This window comes from Brevundimonas sp., from assembly GCF_041688735.1.
GTDB lineage: Bacteria > Pseudomonadota > Alphaproteobacteria > Caulobacterales > Caulobacteraceae > Brevundimonas.
On the sequence record NZ_JBDNHO010000006.1, the window covers coordinates 15,078 to 36,111 of the forward strand.

A 21,034-nucleotide genomic window follows, 5' to 3' on the forward strand; every position below is an offset into this window, starting at 1 on the left:
ATGGCGGGCGCCGTTGAACTGAGCGTCGACGGCGCGCCGGCTGCGCTGGACGACATGGCCCATGTGGCCCTGGTCAACTACGGTGCCTACACCTCTTTCGGGGTGGAAGAGGGCGGCGTTCGCGGGCTGGACCTGCACCTTGCGCGGCTGGAGGCCGAGGCGACCGAGCTGTTCGGCCAGCCCGTCGGCGAGACGCGCCTGCGCGACCAGATGCGCTCGGCCGTGGCGGGCCGGGAGGCCTGCTGGCTGCGGGTCAGCCTGTTTTCACCGGAAATCAGTGCGCGCACGCCGGACTGGCGCGGCCAGCCCAAGGTCATGATCGCTGTGTCGCCGCCGCCGCAGCCGTTGGCCTGCGGCCTGCGGCTGCAGGTCCAGACCTATGCCCGCGAGGCGGCGCACCTGAAGCATGTCGCCACCTTCGGCCTGATCCGCGCCCGTCGTGCCGCCCGCCTGGCCGGATTTGACGATGCCCTGTTCGCCGATACCGAGGGCAGGGTCTCCGAGGGCAGTTTGTGGAACATCGGCTTTGTCTGTGACGATCAGGTGGTCTGGCCCCAGGCGCCGATGCTGGCGGGGGTGGCCCAAAGTCTCGTGCAAAGCGGCCTGAACACCGTCGGCCTGAGGGGGACGACCGCGCCGGTCAACCAGTCCGATCTGGCGGACTTCGAGGCCGCCTTCATCTGCAACAGCGCCACCCCCACCTGCCCTGTCGCCGCCATCGATGATCGCGCGTTCGCAACGGCGCCGGCGCTGATCGAGCGTCTTCACGCGGCCTGGGCGTCCAACGCGCCCAAACCGATCTAGGCCGCCCCGGCGTCACCTGCTAGACCGCTTGAAAGCGGGGAGGACTGCATGCGTATCGGCCTGTATCCGGGCACGTTCGATCCCGTCACCAACGGGCATATGGACATCATCGGCCGCGCCGTGAAGCTGGTCGACAAACTGGTCATCGGCGTCGCCCGCAACGACGAAAAGGCTCCGCTGTTCAGCACCGATGAGCGCGTGGTCATGGTGCGCGCCGAGGTGGCGCATCTGGGCGCGAAGGTCGAGGTCCGGCCATTCGACAGCCTGCTGATGCATTTCGCCGAGCACCTGGACGCCAGCATCATCATTCGCGGGCTGCGGGCCGTGTCGGATTTCGAATACGAATTCCAGATGACGGCGATGAACCAGCGCCTGAATGATGACATCGAGACCGTGTTTCTGATGGCCGACCCGCGGCATCAGGCCATAGCCTCGCGTCTGGTCAAGGAAATCGCCCGTCTGGACGGCGCGATCGACAGTTTCGTCAGTCCCGCCATCGCCACTGCGGTGCGGGACAGGGTCAAGGGTCAGTGATCAAGTTGAAGTTCGCAGTCGCCGCCGTGCTTTCCGTTTCCATCCTTGCCGCCACCGCGCCCGCCGCCGTGGCCCAGTCGCCGACCGCCGCCGAATGGCGCACCGTCGCGCCCGAGAACCTGCTGGTCATCGAGACGGCCAAGGGCCGAGTTCTGGTCGAGCTGGATCCCAGGGTCGCGCCGCTGGCCGTCGCGCGCGTGCGGGCGCTGGCCGACGAAGGCTTTTACGACGGCCTGAAATTCCACCGCGTCATCACCGGCTTCATGGCTCAGACGGGTGACCCCCAGGGCACGGGACAGGGCGGCAGCACGCTGTCCGACCTGCCGGGCGAGTTCACCTTCCGTCGGGGCCGGGAAACCGGCTTCGCGCGCGTCGCCGCGACGCCGCAGGGTCTGTCGGGCGTCGTCGGCTCCATGCCCGTGGTGACCCAGCCGGACGCCCAGATGATGGTCACGGCCGACTTCAAAACCGGTGCCCAGGCCCTGTTCTGTCCCGGCGTCGCGGGGATGGCCCGGGCCGCCGGCCTGGATAGCGCGAACAGCCAGTTCTTCCTCATGACCGGCGTGAAGACCGATCTGGACGGCAAATACACGCCTTTCGGCCGCGTGGTGGTCGGGATGGAGGTCGTCGGCGCCCTGAACGCGGGCGACCAGAACCCCAACGGTCGGGTCGACAACCCCGACCTCATGGCCCGCGTCCGCACCGCTTCCGCCATGCCGGAAAGCCAGCGGCCCGTGGTTCGCGTGATGTCCACGACCAGCCCGGCCTTTGCCGATCTCGTCGCCAGAACCCAGGCCGAGCGGGGTGCGCGTTTCAACATCTGCGACATCCAGCCTACGGTGGAAACGACCGGCAGCTGAACCGCATGAGGGGGAGAAGACCATGAGACAGACGCTCGCCGTCGCCGCCGCCACCGCCTTTCTGACCGCTTTTCCCGCGGTCGCCCAGGACGCGGGAGGCACCCCGCCGCCGCCGCCGCCGACGCCGGAAACTACGGTGGTCGTTTCGGAATGGCGCTCCGTTCCTGCCGAGAACCTGCTGGTCATAGACACTACAAGGGGCCGTGTGCTGGTCGAGCTGACGCCCGAGGTCGCGCCGCTGCACGTCGAGCGCATCAAGCTTTTGGCCCGGCGGGGCTTCTACAACGACGTGCCCTGGCATCGGGTGATCGACTGGTTCATGGCCCAGACCGGCGATCCCCTGGGTAACGGTGAGGGCCAGAGCCCGTATCCGGATTTGAAGGGCGAGTTCACCTATCGACGCGACGCCGCCATGCCCTTCGCCGCCGTGGCCGAGCCGACGGGCGCGCGGGTAGGCTTCTTCCACGCCTTGCCGATCCAGACCCAGCCCGACGCCGCCTTCGCCCTGACCGGGGATGGCAAGGTGCATGGCTGGGGCCTCTATTGCCCCGGCGTGGCGGGCATGGCGCGCGACGAAGGCAATGACACCGCCAACAGCCAGTTCTTCATCATGCGTCAGGCCTATCCGGCGCTGGACAAGCGCTATTCTATCTGGGGCATGACGGTGGCGGGCCTCGACGTGATCCGGTCGCTGAAATCCAGCGCGACCGCGGACGGCATGGTGGCCTCCGAGCCGGACCGCATGACCCGCGTGCGCGTCGCAGCCGATATCCCCGAGGCGGAGCGCCCGACCGTTCAGGTGCTGGACACAGCCTCGACCCGTTTCCGCGCCCTGGTGGACCAGACGCGCGCGGCGCGCGGCGCAGACTTCTCGGTCTGTGACGTGACCTTGCCGGTTCAGGTCGCCGGGGGCTGAGGCCGGCGGCCGCGACGACGGCGGTTTCGCGGGGGCCGCCGTTCCTCGCGCATGCGCTGTAGAAGCAGGCCCTCACGCAGGCCCCGGTCCGCGACCCTGACCCGTTCCGACGGCCACGCGCGCTGGACCGCCTCCATGATGGCGGCTCCGGCCAGCACCAGATCGGCGCGATCCGGCCCGATACAGGCTTCGGCCGCGCGTCCGGCCGGCCCCATGGCCTTCAGCCGGTCGGCGGCGGCCTCGCAGTCGCCACGCGTCATCCACAGGCCGTCGACCAGGTTGCGCTGATAGCGCCTCAGGTCCAGGTGGATGCCCGCCAGGCTGGTGATCGCGCCCGACGTCCCGACCATGTGGGCTCGCCCACTCTCGAACACGGCCCTCAGTTCCGCGCCCACGGGGGCGTCGTCGATGGCCTGACCCATGTCTGTGACCATGGCCTCGTACCAGCCCGCTTGCGCGCTGCTGGACGCACCGACGGGTTCCGGGTGTCGTTCCGCCAGAGTCACGACTCCCACGGGCGCGGACATCCAGCCCTCCAGGATGAAGGCGTCACCGGTCTTTCGCAGCCAGCTCAGCTCCGTCGAGCCGCCGCCGACGTCGACGACCAGGATAGCCTCGGCGCTGTCGTCGAACAGGTTCAGGCAGCCTTCGACCGCCAGACGCGCCTCTTCGATCGGGTCGATGATCCGCAGCTTGAGGCCTGTGCCCTCGCGCACCCGCTCGATGAAGGCGGCCCCGTTGTCGGCCTGACGGCAGGCCTGCGTCGCGACGGCCATCAGCCGGCTCGCGTCGACGCCCTTTTTAGCGACGCGTTCGCCGCACAGGACGAGTGCCTCATAGGCCCGGTCCATCGCCGCATCGTCCAGTCGGCCCGTGCGCGACAGACCCTCGCCCAGGCGGACGATCCGGCTGAAGGAATCGACCACGCAGAATCCGTCGCGGGCCGGCCGCGCAATCAGCAGGCGGCAGTTGTTAGTCCCCAGATCGAGCGCGCCATAGAGGGGCGCGTCGCGACCTTGCACTCCGGATCCGTTGGCGGCGGCGCCGCGGGCGCGCTGCCTGTCGGATCGAGAACGGGGGGACCGTGGGACGCTCGCGGGAGCGTCGTCGGTCTCCGGCATCGGCCGAGCTTTCGAGGTGGGCGGTCCAGAACGGCGCCCGTCCCCCACACTCTACGACCGCGTAATCGTCCGCGCCAAGCCTGTCTGACGTGAAAATGAACAGGGTGCCGTCGGTCCCGGTCAGGTTGGGTCCCGTATTCTGGACGCATGAAAAGCTCAGGCTCAGCCCGTTTCGGTCTCGGCGAGACGGTTCGCCACCGCGATGCCGCCTTCCGCGGCGTGGTGATCGACGTCGACCCCGTCTTCGCTGGCCGCATCGGACAGACCGGCAAGATATCGCCGGACCAACCCTTCTATCAGGTGCTGGCCCTCGGCGAGGATGGCGGCTTCATAGCGTATGCCGCCGAGGACGCGCTGGAGCACGACCCGGAATTCACCATCCTGTCCAGCAATGACAGACAGCGCTGGTTCAACGTCGATGCCGACGGACGGCACTCGCCCAAGGCGCAGGCCCTTCACTGAGGCGGTGGCGCGTCCGCGCAGCGCGCTCTAGATTGTTCGCAAAGCGGTCGGCAGAGTCCGAGGGAGCAGGAGCGCGTCCATGTCCGATTTCGAGCACGTCTTCGACACACCGCCCGAGGGCGCGGCCGCCGACTGGACCATCCCGCAGAATTGGGCGTCCTATTCGGGGATCGAGCACCGCACCTGGGACACCCTGTACGCCAGGCAGATGAAAATCCTGCCCGGCCGCGCCGCCGACGTCTTCCTGCAGGGGCTTGAGGCGCTGGACTTGAACACCGGCGGCATTCCCGACTTCGCGGTGATGAACCCCAAGCTTCAGGCCCTGACCGGCTGGACCGTCGTCTGCGTGCCGGGCCTGGTGCCGGACGAGGTCTTCTTCGATCATCTGGCCAACCGTCGCTTTCCGTCGGGCCAGTTCATCCGCAAGCCGGACCAGCTGGACTACCTGCAGGAGCCTGACATCTTCCATGACGTGTTCGGCCATGTGCCTATGCTCAGCGATCCTGACTTCGCCGCCTACATGGAAGCCTACGGCAAGGGCGGACAGCGGGCGGCGTCGCTGGGCATGCTGCAGAACCTGGCGCGGCTGTACTGGTATACGGTCGAGTTCGGCCTGATGCAGGACGCGGGCGGTTTGCGCATCTACGGCGCGGGCATCGTCTCGTCCTCGACCGAAAGCGTCTTCTCGCTGGAGGACCCGTCGCCGAACCGGATCGGCTTTGATCTGGAGCGGGTAATGCGCACCCTGTATCGGATCGATGACTTCCAGCAGGTCTATTTCGTGATCGACTCCATCGAGCAGCTGAAGGCCGAGACGCTGAAGGATTTCGGCCCGATCTATGACCGGCTACAGGATGCCGCCGACATCGCCATCGAGTCCATGCTGCCGACCGACCGGATCTTTGCCCAGGGTACCCAGACCTATGCGGCCAAGGGCGGGCGGTTCGCGGCCTGATCAGTCGTCGTGGACGATCAGGCTCTGGCACCCGGGCTTACGTCGCCCTTCGGCAAGAACACTGGCGCGAAATAGAGGGTGAAGGCGGAATAGGCGAACCCGTCGAACCACTCGACCAGGTTTCCGGCCGAGCCGCCGATGATGTTGCGCAGGGGCCGCGCCGGGTTCATCGGAACCTGCTCATGCGGTCGACACCATTGGGCGGCGGACGGCCAGGGCGACGGCGACGGTCCAGACGGCCAAGGCGATCTCGAGAACCCGCTGCGCGGCACCATACCACTCGAATGCCGGATGGATCAGCCAGATGGCCCCGGCCGCGGGAGCGCCGCAGACGATCGCGAGATGAAACAGGTTGCGTCCGCCCGGCCAGCGCCGTGCCGCCATGCCGACCAGCATCAGACCGACCACGCCGCAGAGATAGCCGATGCCCCCAAGGACATCGTGCAGGACGGCCGAGGTCGAGGCATTCTCGAGCGAACATTCAAAGTCGCAGGGAAAGACCCCGCCGAACATCAGGCCCAGCCCGTTGAGGGCGCTCAGGCCAAAGCCAGTGATCGACAGGGGGCCGCGCGGAAACAGGATTGCGCACAGGAGCCAGAAGGCCGCCAGCAGGACACCCGAGGCGATGAAGGCCATGCTAACCCCGCGTCCGGTGACAGCCCCGGTCGCGCCCAGTTCGCTGATGTACTGGGTCAGGTGGTCGTAGCCCGGATAGGTCAGCCCGCCCGCGACCGTCGCGACCACCAGAACCGACAGGCTCAGCATCGCGCAGGCGAAGGCGAGTTTGCGCACGGTCATGTTTTCCCCACGTCGGCACTCGTATCCTTCAGGGATTTGCCCATTCTGACCAGAGGCACGGCGACCCCGCCACGGTCGTCCGCGAACCGCTCGATCTCGCGATAGCCGGACGCCCGGTAGAGCGGTTCGCCGCCCATGGTGGCGACCAGTTCGACGCGGCTGTAACCCTCACTCCGCGCAGCCTCTTCGCACAGTCCGACGATCAGTCGGCCCACGCCTTGCCGCGTAAACTCCGGCGCGGTGTACATGGCGCGAATGCGGGCGGCGTCGATGCCGGGCGTCAGGAGCGCGGGAACCCTGCCGGGCGTATGGTCGCCGCCATACTCGGTGATCCGCCGGCTCCAGCCGCCGCAGCCAGCCAGTACCCCGTCAATTTCGATCAGGAAATAGGTGCGGTCAGAGACCAGCTGGCTGTCGACGCCCATGATCATCCGGCTGGCCTCGACCTGGGCCGGCGTCAGGAAGGTGGACAAAGGCCCGGAGATAGCCGCGTCCATTATGGCGTGCAGCGCCGGGATGTCGGCTTCTGTGGCCAGCCGGTGCGTGTGCGTCACCGGTTGGAGAGCCCGGGCCATGCGATCCAAGTCCCGACCGCATAGGCGACGCCATAGATCAGCACGATCAGAGAGCTCCACAGGACGAAGGGCAGGACGCCACCTGGATTGACAATAAATGCCGGGATCAGCACGAGGCCGCGCAGCAGATAGACGGTGGAGATCAGGACCAGGGCCGTCCGCATCAGGGGCAGACGCGGGATCAGTCCGGCACCGGCGAAGGCATAGGCGGACCAGATTGCGAGGACGCTCGCGATGCCGACGGTGACGAGGGTCGGCGTCACCGAGCCCCGCTCGGCCATCCGCGCCATGCCTTCTCCTGCCCCGAAAAAGCGATACCAGGAGGGACCCCCAGCGATGACCGCGAGGTGCAGGAGCGAAGCCGCAGCGCTGAGCACGCCACCTGCAACGAGGATCGGGTTCTGGGTCATCGCTGGATCCGGTCAGGCCCGCTGGAACGGGTAGAAGCCTGAGCCCAGCTTAAGCATTCCGGTCAGCGCGTCCAGCGCACTGCGCGTTTCGTCGATCAGGGCCGGGTCGGCGAGATCAGCCGGGGCCAAGGTGTCGCGGTACCAACGGTTGGCCCATTCGGACAGCCGGGCGTGAAGCTCTTCACTGATCCGCATGGCGGGGTTGGTCGCCGCCAGTTCGGCCTCGTTAAGGACCACGCGCAGGCGCAGGCAGGCGGGGCCGCCCCCGTTGCGCATCGACTGGCGCACATCGACGTATTCGACCCGGCCGATGGGGCCATTGGACCCGACGAGGCGCTCGGCCACCGCATGGCTGCGGGCGTTGTCGCGGGTCTCGGTCGGACAGATCAGGGTCAGGCGGTCCTCGCCCGGCAACTGCACCAGCATGGAGTTGAACAGATAGCTGGAGATGGCGTCGGCCAGCGGCAGGTCGGCGGAGGTCACCTCGACAAACATGGGCTCGAACAGGCCCTCGGCGGCGGCGCGAATGGCGGCCTTTGTGCCCTTGGTGTCCTCGAAAGCGAGGTCGTGGAAAAACAGTGTCTCCAGCGCGCCGACGCAGACCACGTCGTTGTGGAAGGTGCCGCCGGCAATGGCGGCCTTCGACTGGCGGGCGAGGACGGCACCGGACGCGCCGTGGCGGCGGGCGACGGCCTCGGAGGCTTCGCGGGTCTGGCGGGCGGGGTAGGCACCGGTCCACGGCTCATAGGCCTCGCGGCCCCAGACCAGCAGGTTCACGCCCGGCTGGCCGTGATCGGCGCACAGGCGCACATGATTGGCCGCGCCTTCATCGGCCAGATGGGCCACCGCCGGCAGGGCGTCGTGGACCGCGAACCGGGCCGGGTCGGGGAAGAGTGCGTCCAGCGCCCGCTGCGTCTGCTGGTGCTCCAGGGCGCGGTGAAGGTTGGTGACGAGGTTGGCGGGCGTGAAATGGACGCGGCCGTCGGCGGCGTCGGCGCTGGGCGTCACCGTGGCGGCGTTGGCCGCCCACATGGGCGAGGCCGAACAGGCGGCGGCGGCGAAGGCCGGGGCGTCCTTCCAGGCGCGCTCCAGCACCCGGGCGTCGGTGCCGCTGAAACCCAGGGTTCGCAGGAAGGGGATGTTCGGCCGCTCGTGCGGGGGCAGGACGAACTGGGGCAGACCGAGGTCGGCCAGCCGCTTCATCTTGTCGAGCCCTTGCAGCACAGCGGCGCGCGGGTTCGACGCCTCTCCGGCGTTGAGACTGGAAGCGAGGTTGCCGGGGCTGAGGCCGGCGTAGGAATGGGTCGGGCCGATCAAGCCGTCGGCATTGGCTTCGACGGCCGAGGTCACGACCTCAGCCCCTTGATCTCGCTTTCGATGTTCTTCACCGCCCCGGCCTCGAAACTGGCCACCGGATAGGCGCAGTAATCGGCGGCGTAATACGCGCTGGGCCGGTGGTTGCCGCTGGCGCCGATACCGCCGAAGGGCATGTCTCCGGCGGCACCGGTGGTCGGGCGATTGAAGTTGACCACACCGGCGCGGATGCGGCGGATGAAGCGATCCCAGTGGGCCGGATCGTCGCTGACCAGACCGGCGGACAGGCCGTAGCGGGTGGCGTTGGCGGCGGCGATGGCGGCGTCGAAGGTGGCGACGCGGGTCACCGACAGGAAGGGGGCGAACATCTCCTCATCGGGAACGTCCACGCCGGTGACGTCGATGATGGCCGGGCTGACGAAGGCGCCGGGCAGATTGCCGACCGGGCCGGAGGTGCGGATCACCTTCGCGCCCATGCCGATGCGCTGTTGCAGCGCGGCCAGCGCGCCGTCTGCGGCCTTCTGCGAGATCAGCGGCCCGCCATACGGTTCGGGCGTCGAGTTCCAGGGCGCGAAGATCAGCCGTTCGACCATGGTGTCGACCGCCGCGACGATGGCGTCGCCCTGTGGGCCTTCCGGCACGATCAGGCGGCGGGCGCAGGAGCAGCGTTGGCCCGTCGTCACGAAGGCGGACTGGACGACGATCCCGGCCACGGCTTCCGCGTCGGCGGCGTCCCACACCACCAGCGGATTGTTGCCGCCCAGTTCGAGGGCGAGGACCACGTGCGGATCGTCGGCGAACTTCCGTCGAAAATGCGCGCCCGCCGCGCCGGAGCCGGTGAACATCAGGGCGTCGATGCCGCTGTCCAGCAGGGCCGCGCCCGTATCGCGCCCGCCCTGAACCACATTGATCACCCCATGCGGCAAGTCAGCCTCTGCGAAGGCCTCGGCCATCAACTGCCCGGTCAGGGGCGTCTCTTCCGACGGCTTGAACACGACGGTGTCGCCGGCCAGCAGCGCCGGGACGATATGGCCGTTGGGCAGGTGGCCGGGGAAGTTGAAGGGGCCCAGCACCGCCGCGACGCCGTGCGGGCGGTGCCGCAGGGTGGCGTGTCCGAAGCCGGTCTCGGTCGTCCGTTCGCCGGTGCGCTCGTCATAGGCGCGGATCGAGATGTCGACCTTGCCCGCCATGGCACCCAGTTCGGCGGTCGTCTCCCACAGGGCCTTGCCGGTCTCGCGGCTGATGGCTTCGGCCATCTGCGGGGCGCGGGCCTTGAGCACGGCCTGGTAGCGTTTCAGGGCGTCGACGCGGTCCCGGCGCGGGCGGTCGGCCCAGTCCGGGAAGGCGGCACGGGCGCGCCCGGTCGCGGTCTGGACCTCCGCAGGCGATGCGGCGGGGCCTTCCCATACGGCGGCGCCGGTGGCGGGGTCGACGGAGGTGAATGTGGTCATGGTCATCAGATGGGCACTCACGTCTTCACGCGCACTCCGTCGCCCGCCCGGACGCGAAGCGCGTCGGCGGTTTCGCGCGTCAGGGTGACGGTAGCGCCCTCTATGGCCGCCTTCTGACGAACGGCTCGGAAGTTAGTCATGGCGTCGGTCGAGATCAGGGCCGGCAGTTCAGCGTCGACCTCGTCGGCCACCGCCACCGTCAGGCGTCGCGCGTCACGCACCGTGCGGATGTTGTCGCGCTCGCAGGCGACCGTGGGACCGGCGTCGAAAATGTCGACCAGGCCGTTAGGCCGGAAACCTTCCGACTCCAGCAGGGCCATGGCCGCCACGCCCTGGGGGTGGACCTTGCCGATCACGGCCCGCGCGGGTTCGGGCAGCAGGTCGATGTAGATGGGGTGGCGCGGCGACAGGTCGAGGATGAACTGTTTGTCGGTCGAGCCGGTCATGCGGTCCGCCTCGTCGAACTCCATGGGGAAGAATTTGTGCGCGACATGGTCCCAGAAGGGGCAGGCGCCGTCGGGCGTGAAGACGCCGCGCAGCTCGGCCAGCACGGTCTCGGAGAACAGCGCGGGCTCGGTGCCGATCAGCATGTAGCGCGACTGGCTGAGCAGACGCCCCGCGCCGCCCTTGCGCCGGTCGGCCTTGAGGAACAGGGAGCCGACCTCGGTCCAGCCGGTGCATTCGTTGACCATGACAAGCGTCTTCTGGTCGAGCGTGACGCCCAGCGACGGCGACGACTGGGTGTTGTTGACGATGCGGAACGAGAAGAAGGGCCGGTGCAGGCCGACGGCGGCCTTGACCGAACCGATGCCATCGACGTCACCGGTGTCGCTCTCTTCCAGCATCAATGTGTACCAGCGCTCCTGCGGGGGCAGGACGGCATTGAAACTGTCGCGGCTGAGGTCCAGCCGCTCCGTCAACTGGTCCGGGTCTTCGGGCAGGCTGGTGAAGCCGGGACCGGACAAGATGGCCAGTTCAAGCAGATGGTCGAGATCGGCAGGGCCGGCGGGTCGCACGACGAGCATCTAGATCCTCCCCAACTGTGGGAGGGGAACCGCGAAGCGGTGGAGGGGGACCGCACGCGTCGGTGTCGGGGGTTGGCCCCCTCCACCACCCTTCGGGCGGTCCCCCTCCCCCGAGGGGGGAGGAATGTGTCGGCCGGTGCTCTTCAAACCATCGTCTCCAGACGCAGGGCCTTGAGTTTCAGCGCGTCGATTTCGCCCGACGCGATCTTGCACAGGATCAGGGCGGACAGCTGGGCGCGCTCGACGAAGCTGGCGGGCCAGGCAAACTCCTGATCGGAATGGATGTCGCCGCCCAATACGCCGAGCGTGTCGATATTGGGCAGGCCCGCGGCATGCAGATTGTTGCCCTCGCAGACGCCGCCCGACGGTTTCCAGGCGATGGATTGGCCCAGCAAGGCTCCGGCGTCACGCACGGCTTCGAACAATGCGGTCTGTCCGGCGTCCATCGGCTTGGGCACACGGGTCATGCCGCCGTGGAGATGAAGGGTCAGGCCGGGGAAGGGCGGTTCGGCGGCGATCCCGCGCACGGTCTCGGCGATCCATGCTGACGCCTGGGCGTCCGGCACGCGAACATTGAACCGGACCACAGCGTTGTCGGCGACGACGTTGAGGGCACCGCCGCCGCTGATCTTCGCGACATTGACGGTCACCCCCTCGCGCTGGCCGTTCAGAGCGTGCAGGCGGGCGGCGATGATTGCGGCCCCCGCCACAGCATTGGCACCCTCGTCGAAGGCGCGGCCGGCGTGGGCCGCCTTGCCCGCGACGATCAGATGGTAGTTGCCGCTGCCCTTGCGCGCTCCGGCCAGGGTGCCGTCGGCGAGGGCAGGTTCATAGGTCATGCCGACATGGCCGCGCGCCCCGAGGGCGGCGAGCAGGGGCGCGGAGGCCGGGGAGCCGATTTCCTCGTCCGGGGACAGCAGGACGGTCCAGCCGACGCGCGCGCGGTCGGGATGGGTCTCGAAGGCTTCCAGGGCCGCCAGCATGACCGAGATGCCGCCCTTCATGTCAGCGATGCCGGGGCCGTTCAACGCGCCGTCCAGGCGGGTCACGACGGTCTGGAACGCGCTCTCGGCCGGGAACACGGTGTCGTAGTGGCCGGTCAGGACGACCTGTATGGGCGCGTCGGGTCGCGCGGTGATCTTCAGGGCGTCGGCGTGGGCCTCGGCGCGGATCGAGCCGTCGTCCGCGACGGTGGTCGAGCCTTGGGTCGGGATACGTTCGACGGAAGCGGGCAAGGTGCGCGCCGCGGTTTCCAGCAGGGCGAGCACACGGTTGAGACCGTCGGGATTGCGGCTGCCGGAATTGACGTTCGACCAGTCGATGGCCCGACCGATGATGGCCGCTTCTCGCGCCTCGACATGGTCGAGCACGGCCTGATCATGGGGCAGAATCCGCATCCGCCGGACCCTAGCGACCCGGACCACAAAGGTGAAGGCAGGACGAATGGCGGTTTCCACCGCCGCGAGTGGACGCTAGGCTTCGCGCGCCACTACTGGAGGAGAAGGCATGAGTAACTGGATCAAGGCGATCAATCCGACGGGCGCGATCACGACCGAGGCCGAGGCGGTCACGGCCGCGCGGGCCAGCGCGCTGGCCATTTTCCTGGGGGTCGTTGTGGGCATCGTGGCTGTTGCCATGATGATGAACGGCGGCATGGCGGCCATTGAGGCCGCTGCGACTGCGGCTGCGGGCGACAATCCGCAGGCGGCCAGCATGACCGGGGCAATCGTTCAGGGCGCATTTTACATGGCCATTGCCATGGTCGTGATCCAGCTGATCCTTGGCCTGGTGCAATGGTTCAAGCCCAATGTGGTCATTCCGATTCTGTTTCTTGTGCTGGTCGTCTACGGCCTCGGCACCAGCGCACTCGGCTTGACGGTGGACCAGTCCAATGTGCCGCAGACGGCGGCAAACGCGCCGGTGATGCACTCAACCTGGTCGTTTTGCTCGTCCAGCTGATCCTGCATATCGCGGGCGTGCGCGGTGCGAGCGCGCTGAGCAAGCTGCGGAAGGCCAACTGAGCCTAGCGGTCCGGGCGTCGGTCCTCGCGACCGGCGCCGTCCCGCGTCTGGCGGCGCCAGCGGATCGACAGGCTGGCCTCGCCCTGACCGCCGAATTTCGAGCTGACCGTCAGGTTGCGACGGACCTGCCATTCGACGTTCACAGCCGCGCCGTTCTCGCCGCCGCCGATGACTTCCAGATAGACGTTGTCGGTGATGTAGCGGCCGCCCGCGACGGTCAGGCTGGACGCCTCGCCGCCGAATGACAAGCGGTCGAGACCGGCGAGTTCGCGCAGATTGCCGATGATGTCGAACCCGCCGCCGCCCGCCAGGCCGGCGACGGCCGCCGCCAGCTGCGCGGCCTCCACGGCCGACAGTTGCGAGGCCGAGCGCCCGAACAGCACCTGCGACAGGATCTCGTCCTGAGGCAGGGCCGGAGTCGAGCTCAGGGCGATCTCTGGTCGGGCCGCGGTGCCGGTCGCGCGAATGGTCGCGGTCAGGGCCGGGTCGTCCCGCGTAGCCGTCAGGTTCAGGCGGATCTGCTCGGGCCGCGTCGACAGGGTGACCGTGCCCTGATCGTCGAAGACGAAGCGCTTGCCGGCGAAGTCATAGTCGCCGCGCACCACCTGGGCCGTTCCGGTCAGGTTGGGCCGGTTCAGCGAGCCGGTGACGCGGGCGTTGACGTTCATCTCGACGTTCAGGCCCCGGCCAACCACCAGAACGTCGCCGCCGGGCGAGCGAATGGCGATATCGACGCCGATCTGAAGCCCGCGCGGGCGGTTCTGGTCTTCCTCAGGAACATCGCCGCCGGGTTTGTTGATCTCGACCACGTCCATGCGAACGATGCCGTTCGAACCCGGGGGATTGGCCTCTATCCGGGCCTTGTCGATATCGATGCGACCGGTCAGCTGGATGTTGCCGTCCTCGCCGCGCACGACGCTGAGTGGTCCTGACGCCCGGGCCTCGGCAATGTCGTTGTCGATGATCTGGAAGCCGACGAGAGTCAGCTCGACGCTGGACCCCGAGCCTTGGCGCAGGCCGATCCGGCCGTCACCGGATACCCTGCCGCCCGATCCGTCGGTGGCCGAGAAGGTCTCGACCAGGGCGGTGGTGTCGTCGAATCGGCTGGCCAGGGTGACGTCCCGAAGCCGCAGTCCGGTGGCGTTGTCGCGGAAGGCGCCTTGCTGGAGGTCCAGCCGGCCGTTGAGACGCGGGTCGTTGAGCGTGCCGCCCAGCGTCGCGCGAGCATTGACCTGGCCTGACAACGACCGGTCGCCGCCCAGGAACAGGTCCCAGATCGGCTGGATCTGGCCTTGGATAGACACGTCGCCGGACATCGGACGCGTCCTCGCTATGGCCAGCCGCAGCGGGGCGGCCGAGGCCTCGACCGGCAACACGACGTCCGCGCTGGCCTGAACCGCACCGTCGTCGTCCGCCCGGGCCTGAATGCGCAGGGTGTCGCCGACGAGGACGGCGTTGACTGTGCCGTCGACGGCCACGCCACGCGGCGCGTCGATGCTGCGGATATCCTCCAGCGTCACATTGGCCGAGCCGGACAGGTCGTCGCCCGCCCCACGCAGGGAGACGCGACCGGTCACGCGGCCCCGCATGTCCGGGGTCAATGATCCCAGTTCGACGCTGGTCAGATTGGCCTCGATGATGGCGGCGCGGGAATCCTGACGCAGCTCGCCGGTCAGGATTCCCTCGCCGACGCTCAGATCGACCCGCGCGACGCGGCCGTCGCCGGACAGGGCGATCACCGCCGGATTGCGAGTGGCGAAGGCGATCTCGCGCACCCGGCCCGACCCCTCCAGCACCACGGTCTGGGCATTGGCCTGTCGTGAATAGACGCCCGTGCCGTCGAAGCTGACCGTCGTCGCGCCGCCGACGTCGGCCTTCAGCGCGAATGGCAGTCGGGCGAGGGTACCGCGTCCCCTGAGATCGAGGGACCGGATCACAAAAGACGATCCGACCAGCTTCACGTTGCGTCCGGTGACGTCGAGGATGGCGGATTCCTCGCCCGATCCTTCCGTCAGCCGTATCCGGCCATCGGCCGTGCCGGACGACAGGAAGGCACCGGGCCGCGCGGTGAAGGTCAGGTCGGCGCTGGACGGGAAGCGGTTGGACAGGGCGATGGCACCCTGGGCCGTGACGCCACCGGCATTGAGGTCGACGTCCGTCAGGCGGATGCGAGCTCCACCCAGGACGAAGTTTCCGCTGGCCCGGGCCGGGCCGTAGTTGGACCCGGCCGTCAGTGCGATCCGACCGTCGGACGCGTCGGCCCCGCGCCGGAAGCTGAGGTCCATGTTGACGTCGGTCAGGGCCAGGGCGCCGGCGGTGACCTTGCCGAAGGCGGCGCGCAAGTCGGCGCGCGGGCGGGCCAGGGTTCCCGTGACTGTGCCGGTGCCGGTCATGGCGCCGTCGATCTCGAGGGGACCGACGCCGAACGGGCCGCGGGCTGTCCAATTCATGGCCAGACGCATCTGTCCGCCTCCGCCGACGCTGCCGCGCGCGGCGGCAGACCCTTGCGCGCCGGTCAAACGCGCCTGTTCGATGTTCCAGCAGCCGTCGCTCAGCGACCCGGCCGCTTGAAGGCGCGGCGTCTCGCCCAGCAGTCGGTCCAGTTCGGGCTGGCCGATGGCCAGTCGGCGGCCGCGTCCGTCGAAGGTGATCTGCCAAGGTGCCCCTGCTCGGGCCATGGTGGCGGCGATCGTGCCGCCGAAAGCGCCGCGCGCGCCCTCGCGGATGCGAGACGCATCGGTGATCTCGGCCTGACCCCGGAAACCCAGGCCACCCAGCAGGTTCCGCCCGCCGGTTCCGGTCACGCGCAGGCCCTGGCCGGTGGCGTCGAGACGCTCGAGCAAAATGGATCCGTCGGCGAGGCGCGCCGCCTCGAACTGGACGCGGGGCTGGTCGCCCAGCAGACCGCCCACGAGGCCCGCGTTGGAGCCACCTGACGCGCGGATGTCGCCGGTCATGTCAAAGCGCCCGGCCCTCGCCGCGATGTTCAGCGGACCCCGCATACGACCCGCGCCATAGCTGGATATGTCGGCGTTCAGCAGGTCGACCGAGCCGTTGAGCGTCCACGCGGCCGTATCGCCGTTGAACCGGCCGCGATAGGCCGCCGCGCCCGCCGAGGGACGGCCGACGAGCCGGGTGAGGGAGGGGGTCGAGACCGCTATCAATATGCCCTGACTGCTGCGATCGCTCAGTTTGAACAAACCGCTCGCATTGGACTTCAGATTGTCCGCGTTCAGCCGCCAGGCGACACCCTGCAGGCCGTCGCCGTCGCGGTCGGGCGAGGTAGCCAGCGCAAATCGCGCGGTCCGGCCGATGCGGTCGGCGAAGGGTTTCAACAGGTCGGAGCCGGAGAAATCGATCCGTCCGGCGATCCGGGTCTGGTCCTTGCCGTAGGTCCCCTTGATGTTCAGGGGCGTGAAATCACCGGTCCGCACCACGGCGTCCACCACTTCGCCGTTGACCACGGCGGTCGCCATGAAGGGCTGGTCCGGAGAATAGCCCAGCGCCCCGGCCAAGGGACCGCCCCTGGCCTCGTTGGCCCGCAGGTTGATGCGGATGTCAGCGATGTCGTCGCTGAGCGCGCCCGTCAGGCGCAGGAAGTCGCCCGGGCGGCTGTTGCTGTCGGCGTTGATGGTTGCCTGTTTGATGCCGCGACGCGGGACGTCGGCCTGACCGGCCAGTTTCCAGCGTCCGTATTCCTTGCTGAAGCCCTCGAGCAGTTCAACGTCGGCCCTGAAGCTGTCGATGTAGATCGACAGCGGCTGGGGACCCGGCGGGGTCGACGCAGGCTCGATCAGGGGGCGACGGATCAGGCGGATGACCTCGGCCTCGATCCGGGTGGCGTGGAAGCGTCGGGTGACCAGCGGCCACCAGTCCCAGTCGACCCGGACCTTGCGGGCCTCCAGCCACACGCCGTCGCCATCGGTGACCGTGACCCTGTCGATGGTGAAGTCGTCGAACAGGTCGCCGCGCACGCCGCTGACGTTGATCCGGCCGTATCGACCCAGCCGCTTGCCCTCGACGAAGCTGGTGACGAGGTCACGTCCGGGTCCGGACAGCAGATACATCCGGCCGCCGACAAGCGTGACCACCAGCAAGGCCGCCAGGATCGCGAGGCCGACGCCGCCGAAGAAGGCGATGGCCTGCACCCGCGTGCGCTTGGCCTTGGCCGCTGGCGTTTCGGTGGCCTCAGCCAGTTCGACAGGGGGCGGGGCGTCGGTCAAAACGCTTGACCAATGCTGACGTAGATCTGGAAGTCGGCGTCGCCGTCGCGGCGGTCCAGCGGGAAGGCGATGTCAGCGCGAATGGGACCGAACGGCAGCCTGTAGCGGACGCCGAAGCCTGCACCATACCTCAGATTGCTGAAGTCCGGCGTCGCGTCGAAGCCGACGGCGCCCGCGTCGATGAAGGCGACGGCCTGGAAGTTGCGGAAGACGTCTCGGCGAACTTCGGCCGAGGCTTCGAACAGACTGAGTCCACCCCGCGGGGTATTGTCAGGCAGGCGGGGCCCTACGCCTTGATACTCGAAGCCGCGCACTGAACCGCCGCCGCCGGAATAGAACAGGCGGTCGGACGGGACGGTCAGCTCTTCGCCGCCGACGATGGCGCCCAGTCGGACGCGACCGGCCAGCACGGTCTTCGCCTCGTCCTGGATCGGCAAATAGGCAGTCGCCTGCGCTTCAGTGCGCAGGAACACGATCGAGTCGTCTCCCGTCACCGCCGTAGGCTGGGCCGAGACCGTCAATCGCCATCCTGTGGTCGGGTCCAGAGGGTCGTTTGAGTTGTCGATGTAGGCGCTGCCCCGGCCGGTCAGGATGACGAGGTCGCGGTCGAAATTAAGTGGCAGGCCGGTCGTCGGGTCAAACCGGTTCTCGTCGTACCGCCCGCCGTCCAGACCGATGCCGTAGTTGAAATACGATGTCTTGCCGATCCGTTGTTGCAGGTCAGCGGACAGGGCGATGGCCGTGCGGCGGTAGGCGTCTGTATCTTCGTTTAGGGCTGCGGCCGAAAGCCTCAGTGTCTCACCGGGCCTACGCCAGTGCGGGAGGCGCAGATCAACCCCTATGCGGCTGTCGACATCGGCGACCCGCGCCTGCCAGACCAGGGTGTCAGCCCGGCCGAACCGGTTGTGCCAGGTCCAGATCATATCCACGCCCGAGCCTTCGGCGGTCGAAAAGGTCGCGCCCGCTTCCAGGATACGGCTCGGTCGGTCGGTCAGGGTGACGACAACGGGGCGGTTGCCGTCCGCGTTGGTCTGATCCCGAGGCGCCAGCGCCACAGAGATGCCATCATAAACCCCCGTCTCCAGCAATCGCCGCTCCAGCTCGGCCACCTGCTCGGGTTCGTAGACGTCGCTTTCGGCCCAGGGCGCGAGCCCGGCCACCCAGTTGGTGTTGGTCCGCCCTTGCGTCTCAAGCTGGATGCCGTCCAGCCGGACCAGCGGCCCAGAGGCGATATTGTAAGTCGGCAGGACAGAGAAGGCGGCGTGGTCGACGATGACGCGACGCGGCTGGGCGGCGGCGTCGGCATAACCGCGGCGGGACAGACCCGCCACGATGCGACCTTCGGCGGCGATGACGTCCACGGCGCGGCCGGGTTCGCCGGGAACGAGTCCGATCTCCTGCCGGACTTCCGTCTCCGTCGCCGTGTCGGGAGCGGGATCGACCCAAAGCAGCACGGGGTCGGACAGAACGAAACGGCGGCCCAGGATGACATTGACGATCGCGACCGGCACCTCCTCGCCCTCGACGAGGTCTTCAAGTACGGGCTGGTAGTAGCCCTCTGACCGCAGCAAGGCACCGGCCGATTCCATCGCCGCGCGGGCGCGACGGCGGGCTTCAAACCGGTTGGATGGCGGCCCGTCGACGTCGCCCACGGCGCGAACCAGCTGGGCGCGAAGCTCGGCATCCATCTCGCCGCGAATCTCGGCGCGCGGGTCCGCCACGGCGGCCGTCGCGATCAACGCGAAGCCCGCCACGCTGGAAAGGAACAGGGCGGCGCTCGGCGTCAAACGGATACCTTAGTCAGGGAGGAAACAGAACTGGTCAGTCCGGCGATCGCGCCACGACCGCAGCCGCTCAATAGAAGAGGGTTTCGCTTTCCGGCGCGACGGATTGTTCCGACGTCTTCTTCTCGGAGGGCAGGTTGCTGGAATCCAGCGGCGGCGTGGTGGACGCGGCGGGATCAGTCGCCGGCGCGGCGACGTCATCGACCGAGGGCGCGATCGTGTCTTCCGTCATAGCGTCTCCGACCTCGGGTTCCGCCGGTCTCGGGTCATCGCAAGCGCTAACCGCGACCGCAGCCGAGAGGGCCAGAAGGACAAGAAGGCGTTTCATTTGAGGCATCTCCCTGGATCGGCGGTCAAACGCTCCGCCGTTTGGCTCGTTCCATAGCCCCGATTGGCGAGGCGGTCACGTCATCGGCAACCAATCCCTTTCCATTTGACGCGAGGATAGGAAATTGGAGGGGCATGGTCTGGCCTGAACCAAGGCCCGGGGCGGGTCGGCTGACTTCAGGACCAGCGCGACAGAGCCTGATCCAATGAAAGTGGCTCCGGCTGCGGCGTCGGAAGCGCGGGAACGTCGGCAAAACGCGGCGCGGGGGCGGGTTGGACCACCGCTGATCCGACGAAGGTCCCGCGCGCCACGTTGTGCGGGTGCGAGGGAGCCTCCTCCAGCGACAGCACGGGGGTGACGCAGGCGTCCGTGCCCGCGAACCGGGCCGCCCAGTGGTCGCGGTCCTGGCTCGCGAAGATCGCGGCAAAGCGGTCGTGCAGGGCGCTCCAACCCGCCGTCTCGTACTGTGGTGCCGAGTCTGGTGTCAGGCCGAGCCCAGCGATCAGGGCAGCGTAGAACCGGGGTTCCAGCGCGCCGACCGCGACGAATCGCCCGTCCCGGCAGGCGTAGCAGCGATAGAAGGGCGCACCGCCGTCCAGCAGATTGGTGCCGCGTGCGTCGCTCCACAGGCCTCGAGCGCGCAGGGCATGGAACAGGCTGGTCAGCAGGGCCGATCCATCTGTCATGGCGGCGTCCACGGCTCGACCCTTGCCGGTCGTCCGGGCCTCAACCAGCGCGGCCAGCACGCCGGTCACCAGCATCATCGCCCCGCCGGCATAGTCCCCGATCAGGTTCAGTGGCGGCGCGGGCGGCTGGTCCGCCCGTCCCATCGCATGCAGCGCGCCCGACAGGGCGATGTAGTTGATGTCGTGTCCGACCTCGCTCGCCATGGGGCCGGTCTGGCCCCAGCCGGTGATCCGTCCGTAGACCAGTCGCGGATTGCGCCCGGCGCAAGCTTCGGGACCCAGTCCCAGACGTTCCATCACCCCCGGGCGGAAGCCCTCGATCAGGGCGTCCGCCGAATCGATCAGGGTCAGGACGCGGGCATGGTCGGCGGTGTCCTTCAGATTGACGGGAACGGCCGCCCGCCCGCGATGCAGGACTTCGCCCCCGACCTCGGCGAAGACCGGCGCGCCCGCAGTGGCGCTGCGGCTCAGGCGCAGGACGTCCGCCCCCATGTCCGCCAGGACCATTCCGGCGAAGGTCACGGGCCCCAGGCCGTCGAACTCGAGAATGCGCAGACCGGCGAGGGGCTTCATGGGTCCTGCTTAGCCGGAGGCGATTACATGGTCGAGGCGACTTGACCCGGGCGGCGGTTTGCCAGAGAAGGCGCGTCTTCGCTGCGCGCCCCGGCGCGACGCTGAGATGTGCGTCCTTAGCTCAGTTGGTTAGAGCATCTGACTTTTAATCAGAGGGTCCTCGGTTCGAGCCCGAGAGGACGTACCATCAGCTC

At 68.3% G+C, this 21,034-nt stretch carries 19 protein-coding genes, 1 tRNA gene and 1 pseudogene; 8 read left to right on the forward strand and 13 right to left on the reverse strand.

The genetic code is table 11. The annotated features are described in order from the left end of the window. Genes ACESMO_RS01055 through ACESMO_RS01070 form a run of 4 tightly spaced genes read left to right on the forward strand, consistent with a single transcriptional unit; the run spans position 1 to position 3,114 of the window. A complete protein-coding gene (locus tag ACESMO_RS01055) occupies positions 1–804 on the forward strand; it encodes an aminotransferase class IV (protein ID WP_372706328.1) in 804 nt (267 codons plus the stop codon). Between the two features lie 48 nt (positions 805–852). Next, positions 853–1,338, forward strand: coding sequence for a pantetheine-phosphate adenylyltransferase (gene coaD, locus ACESMO_RS01060; protein WP_372706329.1), 486 nt, complete (start codon positions 853–855; stop codon positions 1,336–1,338). Then, positions 1,335–2,198: a peptidylprolyl isomerase gene (locus ACESMO_RS01065; RefSeq protein WP_372706330.1), complete on the forward strand. Its 864-nt coding sequence runs from the start codon at positions 1,335–1,337 to the stop codon at positions 2,196–2,198. Before coaD ends, ACESMO_RS01065 begins: the two co-directional genes overlap by 4 nt. Positions 2,199–2,220: 22 nt before the next feature. Beyond that, positions 2,221–3,114, forward strand: a complete 894-nt coding sequence (locus tag ACESMO_RS01070; protein WP_372706331.1) for a peptidylprolyl isomerase — start codon at positions 2,221–2,223, stop codon at positions 3,112–3,114. Here ACESMO_RS01070 and ACESMO_RS01075 read toward each other — a convergent pair. Then, on the reverse strand, positions 3,096–4,235 hold the full coding sequence (locus ACESMO_RS01075; RefSeq protein WP_372706332.1) for a Ppx/GppA phosphatase family protein: 1,140 nt from the start codon (positions 4,233–4,235) through the stop codon (positions 3,096–3,098). The genes ACESMO_RS01070 and ACESMO_RS01075 overlap by 19 nt on opposite strands. 147 nt (positions 4,236–4,382) lie before the next feature. Here ACESMO_RS01075 and hspQ point away from each other — a divergent pair, with 147 nt between their 5' ends. Together hspQ and phhA are read left to right on the forward strand one after the other, a co-directional pair. After that, positions 4,383–4,697, forward strand: a complete 315-nt coding sequence (gene hspQ, locus ACESMO_RS01080; RefSeq protein WP_372706333.1) for a heat shock protein HspQ — start codon at positions 4,383–4,385, stop codon at positions 4,695–4,697. A 79-nt stretch (positions 4,698–4,776) separates the two neighbouring features. Then, complete coding sequence (gene phhA / locus ACESMO_RS01085) at positions 4,777–5,652, forward strand: phenylalanine 4-monooxygenase (RefSeq protein ID WP_372706334.1); 876 nt, start codon at positions 4,777–4,779, stop codon at positions 5,650–5,652. A gap of 41 nt (positions 5,653–5,693) precedes the next feature. Here phhA and ACESMO_RS01090 read toward each other — a convergent pair. From ACESMO_RS01090 to ACESMO_RS01125, 8 genes and pseudogenes are all read right to left on the reverse strand, one after another. After that, positions 5,694–5,822: pseudogene (locus ACESMO_RS01090) on the reverse strand (alpha-ketoglutarate permease); the annotation flags it as partial. A gap of 10 nt (positions 5,823–5,832) precedes the next feature. Beyond that, a complete protein-coding gene (locus tag ACESMO_RS01095; protein WP_372706335.1) occupies positions 5,833–6,450 on the reverse strand; it encodes a DUF998 domain-containing protein in 618 nt (205 codons plus the stop codon). Then, on the reverse strand, positions 6,447–7,025 hold the full coding sequence (locus ACESMO_RS01100; protein WP_372706336.1) for a GNAT family N-acetyltransferase: 579 nt from the start codon (positions 7,023–7,025) through the stop codon (positions 6,447–6,449). The genes ACESMO_RS01095 and ACESMO_RS01100 overlap by 4 nt, the downstream gene beginning before the upstream one ends. Then, positions 7,001–7,435: a hypothetical protein gene (locus ACESMO_RS01105; RefSeq protein ID WP_372706337.1), complete on the reverse strand. Its 435-nt coding sequence runs from the start codon at positions 7,433–7,435 to the stop codon at positions 7,001–7,003. The genes ACESMO_RS01100 and ACESMO_RS01105 overlap by 25 nt, the downstream gene beginning before the upstream one ends. A 12-nt stretch (positions 7,436–7,447) precedes the next feature. Next, positions 7,448–8,785, reverse strand: coding sequence for an N-succinylarginine dihydrolase (gene astB, locus ACESMO_RS01110; RefSeq protein ID WP_372706338.1), 1,338 nt, complete (start codon positions 8,783–8,785; stop codon positions 7,448–7,450). Continuing rightward, positions 8,782–10,200: a succinylglutamate-semialdehyde dehydrogenase gene (gene astD / locus ACESMO_RS01115; protein WP_372706345.1), complete on the reverse strand. Its 1,419-nt coding sequence runs from the start codon at positions 10,198–10,200 to the stop codon at positions 8,782–8,784. The genes astB and astD overlap by 4 nt, the downstream gene beginning before the upstream one ends. Before the next feature lie 17 nt (positions 10,201–10,217). Continuing rightward, positions 10,218–11,225 (reverse strand): arginine N-succinyltransferase, encoded by a 1,008-nt coding sequence (locus ACESMO_RS01120; RefSeq protein WP_372706339.1) that lies wholly within the window; start codon positions 11,223–11,225, stop codon positions 10,218–10,220. A gap of 143 nt (positions 11,226–11,368) precedes the next feature. Beyond that, positions 11,369–12,622, reverse strand: coding sequence for a hydrolase (locus tag ACESMO_RS01125; protein WP_372706340.1), 1,254 nt, complete (start codon positions 12,620–12,622; stop codon positions 11,369–11,371). A 109-nt stretch (positions 12,623–12,731) separates the two neighbouring features. Here ACESMO_RS01125 and ACESMO_RS01130 point away from each other — a divergent pair, with 109 nt between their 5' ends. Then, positions 12,732–13,184 (forward strand): hypothetical protein, encoded by a 453-nt coding sequence (locus ACESMO_RS01130; RefSeq protein WP_372706341.1) that lies wholly within the window; start codon positions 12,732–12,734, stop codon positions 13,182–13,184. A gap of 64 nt (positions 13,185–13,248) precedes the next feature. Here ACESMO_RS01130 and ACESMO_RS01135 read toward each other — a convergent pair whose 3' ends face one another. From ACESMO_RS01135 to ACESMO_RS01150, 4 genes are all read right to left on the reverse strand, one after another. Continuing rightward, positions 13,249–17,469 carry a translocation/assembly module TamB domain-containing protein gene (locus tag ACESMO_RS01135; protein WP_372706342.1) on the reverse strand — a complete coding sequence of 1,407 codons (4,221 nt, stop codon included), beginning with the start codon at positions 17,467–17,469 and terminating at the stop codon, positions 13,249–13,251. Further along, complete coding sequence (locus ACESMO_RS01140) at positions 17,466–19,157, reverse strand: autotransporter assembly complex family protein (protein ID WP_372706346.1); 1,692 nt, start codon at positions 19,155–19,157, stop codon at positions 17,466–17,468. The genes ACESMO_RS01135 and ACESMO_RS01140 overlap by 4 nt, the downstream gene beginning before the upstream one ends. Positions 19,158–19,323: 166 nt before the next feature. Continuing rightward, entirely contained in the window at positions 19,324–19,485 is a 162-nt protein-coding gene (locus ACESMO_RS01145; protein ID WP_372706343.1) for a hypothetical protein, read from the reverse strand. A 272-nt stretch (positions 19,486–19,757) separates the two neighbouring features. Beyond that, positions 19,758–20,840 carry a CaiB/BaiF CoA transferase family protein gene (locus tag ACESMO_RS01150; protein WP_372706344.1) on the reverse strand — a complete coding sequence of 361 codons (1,083 nt, stop codon included), beginning with the start codon at positions 20,838–20,840 and terminating at the stop codon, positions 19,758–19,760. A 110-nt stretch (positions 20,841–20,950) separates the two neighbouring features. Between ACESMO_RS01150 and ACESMO_RS01155 the strand changes: the two genes are divergently transcribed. Continuing rightward, positions 20,951–21,027 (forward strand) — tRNA-Lys (locus tag ACESMO_RS01155). Positions 21,028–21,034: the final 7 nt, after the last annotated feature.

What these genes read in the sequence shown, in the direction of transcription:
- ACESMO_RS01055 (WP_372706328.1), top strand. Translation starts at nt 1, where the DNA reads ATGGCGGGCGCCGTTGAACTGAGCGTCGACGGCGCGCCGGCTGCGCTG.
- coaD (WP_372706329.1), top strand. Translation starts at nt 853, where the DNA reads ATGCGTATCGGCCTGTATCCGGGCACGTTCGATCCCGTCACCAACGGG.
- ACESMO_RS01070 (WP_372706331.1), top strand. Translation starts at nt 2,221, where the DNA reads ATGAGACAGACGCTCGCCGTCGCCGCCGCCACCGCCTTTCTGACCGCT.
- ACESMO_RS01075 (WP_372706332.1), bottom strand. Translation starts at nt 4,235, where the DNA reads ATGCCGGAGACCGACGACGCTCCCGCGAGCGTCCCACGGTCCCCCCGT.
- hspQ (WP_372706333.1), top strand. Translation starts at nt 4,383, where the DNA reads ATGAAAAGCTCAGGCTCAGCCCGTTTCGGTCTCGGCGAGACGGTTCGC.
- phhA (WP_372706334.1), top strand. Translation starts at nt 4,777, where the DNA reads ATGTCCGATTTCGAGCACGTCTTCGACACACCGCCCGAGGGCGCGGCC.
- ACESMO_RS01095 (WP_372706335.1), bottom strand. Translation starts at nt 6,450, where the DNA reads ATGACCGTGCGCAAACTCGCCTTCGCCTGCGCGATGCTGAGCCTGTCG.
- ACESMO_RS01100 (WP_372706336.1), bottom strand. Translation starts at nt 7,025, where the DNA reads ATGGCCCGGGCTCTCCAACCGGTGACGCACACGCACCGGCTGGCCACA.
- ACESMO_RS01105 (WP_372706337.1), bottom strand. Translation starts at nt 7,435, where the DNA reads ATGACCCAGAACCCGATCCTCGTTGCAGGTGGCGTGCTCAGCGCTGCG.
- astD (WP_372706345.1), bottom strand. Translation starts at nt 10,200, where the DNA reads ATGACCACATTCACCTCCGTCGACCCCGCCACCGGCGCCGCCGTATGG.
- ACESMO_RS01120 (WP_372706339.1), bottom strand. Translation starts at nt 11,225, where the DNA reads ATGCTCGTCGTGCGACCCGCCGGCCCTGCCGATCTCGACCATCTGCTT.
- ACESMO_RS01125 (WP_372706340.1), bottom strand. Translation starts at nt 12,622, where the DNA reads ATGCGGATTCTGCCCCATGATCAGGCCGTGCTCGACCATGTCGAGGCG.
- ACESMO_RS01130 (WP_372706341.1), top strand. Translation starts at nt 12,732, where the DNA reads ATGAGTAACTGGATCAAGGCGATCAATCCGACGGGCGCGATCACGACC.
- ACESMO_RS01140 (WP_372706346.1), bottom strand. Translation starts at nt 19,157, where the DNA reads ATGGATGCCGAGCTTCGCGCCCAGCTGGTTCGCGCCGTGGGCGACGTC.
- ACESMO_RS01145 (WP_372706343.1), bottom strand. Translation starts at nt 19,485, where the DNA reads ATGACGGAAGACACGATCGCGCCCTCGGTCGATGACGTCGCCGCGCCG.
- ACESMO_RS01150 (WP_372706344.1), bottom strand. Translation starts at nt 20,840, where the DNA reads ATGAAGCCCCTCGCCGGTCTGCGCATTCTCGAGTTCGACGGCCTGGGG.